This is a genomic window from Aminobacter sp. P4_H6_2, assembly GCF_056400805.1.
In genome coordinates this window covers 1-2,803 of sequence record NZ_JBFUKO010000669.1, presented here as the reverse complement: position 1 = coordinate 2,803, position 2,803 = coordinate 1, and the positions used below count along the sequence as shown (strand labels likewise).

The window sequence follows — 2,803 nt, the reverse complement described above, 5'->3', positions numbered from 1 at the left end:
GTCGATGACCCAGGGGGTGAGGCTAACCACCGGCGTTGAATTCGCATCACGCGACAGCCGGCCAAATCCGGTTCAGCTGGACAGGACGGAACCGCTTGCGCGCCAGATTTTCCCGCTCAGGCAGCGCATCGAGCCGAAACCCTGGATGGGATCGCGCCCGTGCCTGCCAGACATGAGGCCAGTAATCGGCCGGGGTTATCGGCACAAAGGGCTGTGGTTTGCCTTTGGCCACAATCACCACGGCCTGACCCTCGGCCCGATCACCGGACGCCTGTTGGCTGAAATGATCACGGGCGAGCCGACGTTCACAGACCCCGCGCCCTACGGCTTAGGGCGCTTTTGCCATTGAGCTCACAACCACCGGTCCCCAAATAGGCCGCCGGATGGGTCTGCTTCTGACCGCCAGCGCCAGCGGAAATAGGCCTTTCCAACGCGCGACGGGCCTTCGTTGTGGCCCGCAGGTCGCGGCAGTTTTGCCTAGGAAGCTCCCTCTGCCTTCTGTTGCACCGTCGGTGCCGATGATGACAGCGAGCACCATAACCTTGATGCCCGACGAAATGACATTGCCCAGCGCGCGCTCGGCCATGAAGGCGGATTTACCGACCGAAGGGAATGAGGACAAAGCCTGCCAGGTCCAGYGCCCGAAACACCGTCAACCGCTCTTGTGCATCGGCACGAAGGTGCGCGGTTGATTTGCCGGAACTATCTCAAGCATCATGGCCACCATTTCGAATACGAAGTGAAATTCGTCGATTTGCTGTGGCTCGGGGGTGATGTCTGTCCGGGGGCGGCGATGCAATCGGTTCGGACGCAACGCGCCTTGCTTATTTACCGCTAGCGGCTGCAGCGTTCCCGCGCGCAGGTCGAGCAATGATCCCGCATAGGCCGACGTGCCAAGCCTGCTTGCAGTCTCCTTGGCGTCAAGGACCCTGACCGGCGCCCCCCGCCTTTGCCACTGCGCCTCGCGCTCCCTGATTTCCTTCAGCCCGGCTGGGCCGACCGCGCAGTGAAGCGTGCCGTTCCGCTGCAGTTCGCAATCGATGCGATGCTTGTCAATCAAGGCCATCACCAGCGCTGGCCCTTCGCCAAGAAGCTCTAGCAGCCGCTCGCCATAGACAGGCCCGAGTGATCCAGACACGTCGGCCGGCGCCAGCCATAGGCCAGCATTGATCAGGCCGACATTGCGGCCGGCGCCGCCAAAGCCGATCTCCTGGCCTTCCAGAAGCACCACCCGCCGGCCCGCCTCGGCAAGATGCAGCGCGCAGGACATTCCCGTATAGCCGCCACCAACAATGACGATTTCGGCCGAAACGTTCCCGTCGAGCATCGCTGTTACTGGTGCCGCGGGCGCCGTCGCTTCCCAGAGCCCATGTGAGTGAGGATTGTTGAGCATCGGCGGGCTTTCGTGGGCTTCGGTTGTGAGGGTAGGAGATCTCCGCCTGGCTCTTGGCCGGGACGGGCAGGCTTGCGATTCAGGCGATGGCGCCGGTCAGACCGGCGCAGGCCTCGGCGATCCTGCGGGTCGCTTCCTCGAGCTCTTGGCGTGAGGTGGCGTAGGAGATACGGAAGAATGGCGACAGGCCAAAGGCCGAGCCGGGCACCACGGCGACCCGAGCGTGCTCGAGCAGGTATTTGCACAGGTCGCTGTCGCTTGTGAGCGTTTGGCCGGTCCGCGTCACCTTGCCAATCAGGCCGGCGCAACTGCTGAACGTATAAAATGCGCCTTCCGGAACACGGCACTCGATGCCTTCGATGCCGTTCAGCCTTTCCACGACGAGATCGCGGCGTGCACGAAAACTTTCGCGGCGCTCAGTCAGGAAGTCTTGCGGTCCGGTCAACGCCTCGATCGCTGCAGCCTGGCTGACCGAAGACGGGTTGGATGTGGACTGGCTCTGGATCACCGCCATCGCCTTGATGAGCGGGCGGGGGCCAGCGCCATAGCCGATGCGCCAACCGGTCATCGCGTAGGCTTTGGAGACCCCGTTGACGGTCAGGATGCGGTCGCGGAGCCTGGGTACCAACTGCGCCGGCGTAACGAAGCGGAAATCATTGTAGACGATGTGTTCGTAGATGTCGTCGGCCAGCAGCCAGACGTGGGGGTGCTGCAGCAGCACATCCAGCAGCGGCCGATAGTCGGCTTGCGAATAGGCTGCGCCAGTAGGGTTCGAGGGCGAGTTCAGCAAAAGCCAGCGCGTCGCCGGCGTGATCGCCTGGTTCAGCTGCTTCGCCRTCAGCCGAAACCCGTTGCTGATATCGCAGGCCACCAGAACAGGCACCCCGCCGGCGACCCGGATGATATCGGCATAGGACGTCCAGTAGGGAGCAGGCAGGATCACCTCGTCGCCCGGGTTGAGCGTGGCCATGAAGGCGTTGAAGATGACCTGCTTGGCGCCGCTCGAAACGGTGATCTCGTCGGTCGCGACATCGAGGCCGTTTTCGCGCCTGAACTTTTCGCGGATCGCCTGCTTCATCGCAGGCGATCCGTCGAGTGTGGTATATTTTGTCTCGCCGCGCTCGATGGCCTTCCAGGCCGCCTCCTTGATATTGTCCGGTGTGTCGAAGTCGGGCTCGCCGGCGCCGAGAATGATCACGTCCTCGCCGGCATTTCGCATCGCCATTGCACGGGCGCCGATCTGCAGGATTTCCGACACGCCGATCCCGGCGATGCGGGAAGCCGGCGCGAAGGGTGTCGTCTGGTTTTTGGTCYGCATCAGCATCGGCCCGCTTACTCGATGTCGAAGGACACGCCCTGCGCCAAAGGCAGCGCCTTGGAGTAGTTCACCGTGTTGGTGGCACGGCGCAT

The 2,803-nt window shown here is 63.1% G+C and carries 2 protein-coding genes and 3 pseudogenes; 1 reads left to right on the top strand and 4 read right to left on the bottom strand.

Annotated elements, in window-relative coordinates; translation table 11 throughout:
* The coding region (locus tag AC1DUU_RS28365) for an NAD(P)/FAD-dependent oxidoreductase (RefSeq protein WP_476786670.1) at positions 1-349 on the top strand (349 nt) is incomplete at its 5' end.
* Between the two features lie 165 nt (positions 350-514).
* Here the strand turns inward: AC1DUU_RS28365 and AC1DUU_RS28360 are convergent.
* The 4 genes and pseudogenes from AC1DUU_RS28360 to AC1DUU_RS28345 all read right to left on the bottom strand — a co-directional run.
* Positions 515-638 (bottom strand): annotated as a pseudogene (locus tag AC1DUU_RS28360) (type IV secretion system protein); the annotation flags it as partial.
* A gap of 194 nt (positions 639-832) precedes the next feature.
* Positions 833-1,393 (bottom strand): annotated as a pseudogene (locus tag AC1DUU_RS28355) (NAD(P)/FAD-dependent oxidoreductase); the annotation flags it as partial.
* A gap of 79 nt (positions 1,394-1,472) precedes the next feature.
* A complete protein-coding gene (locus AC1DUU_RS28350; RefSeq protein ID WP_476786669.1) occupies positions 1,473-2,711 on the bottom strand; it encodes a pyridoxal phosphate-dependent aminotransferase in 1,239 nt (412 codons plus the stop codon).
* A gap of 14 nt (positions 2,712-2,725) precedes the next feature.
* Positions 2,726-2,803: pseudogene (locus tag AC1DUU_RS28345) on the bottom strand (aldehyde dehydrogenase); the annotation flags it as partial.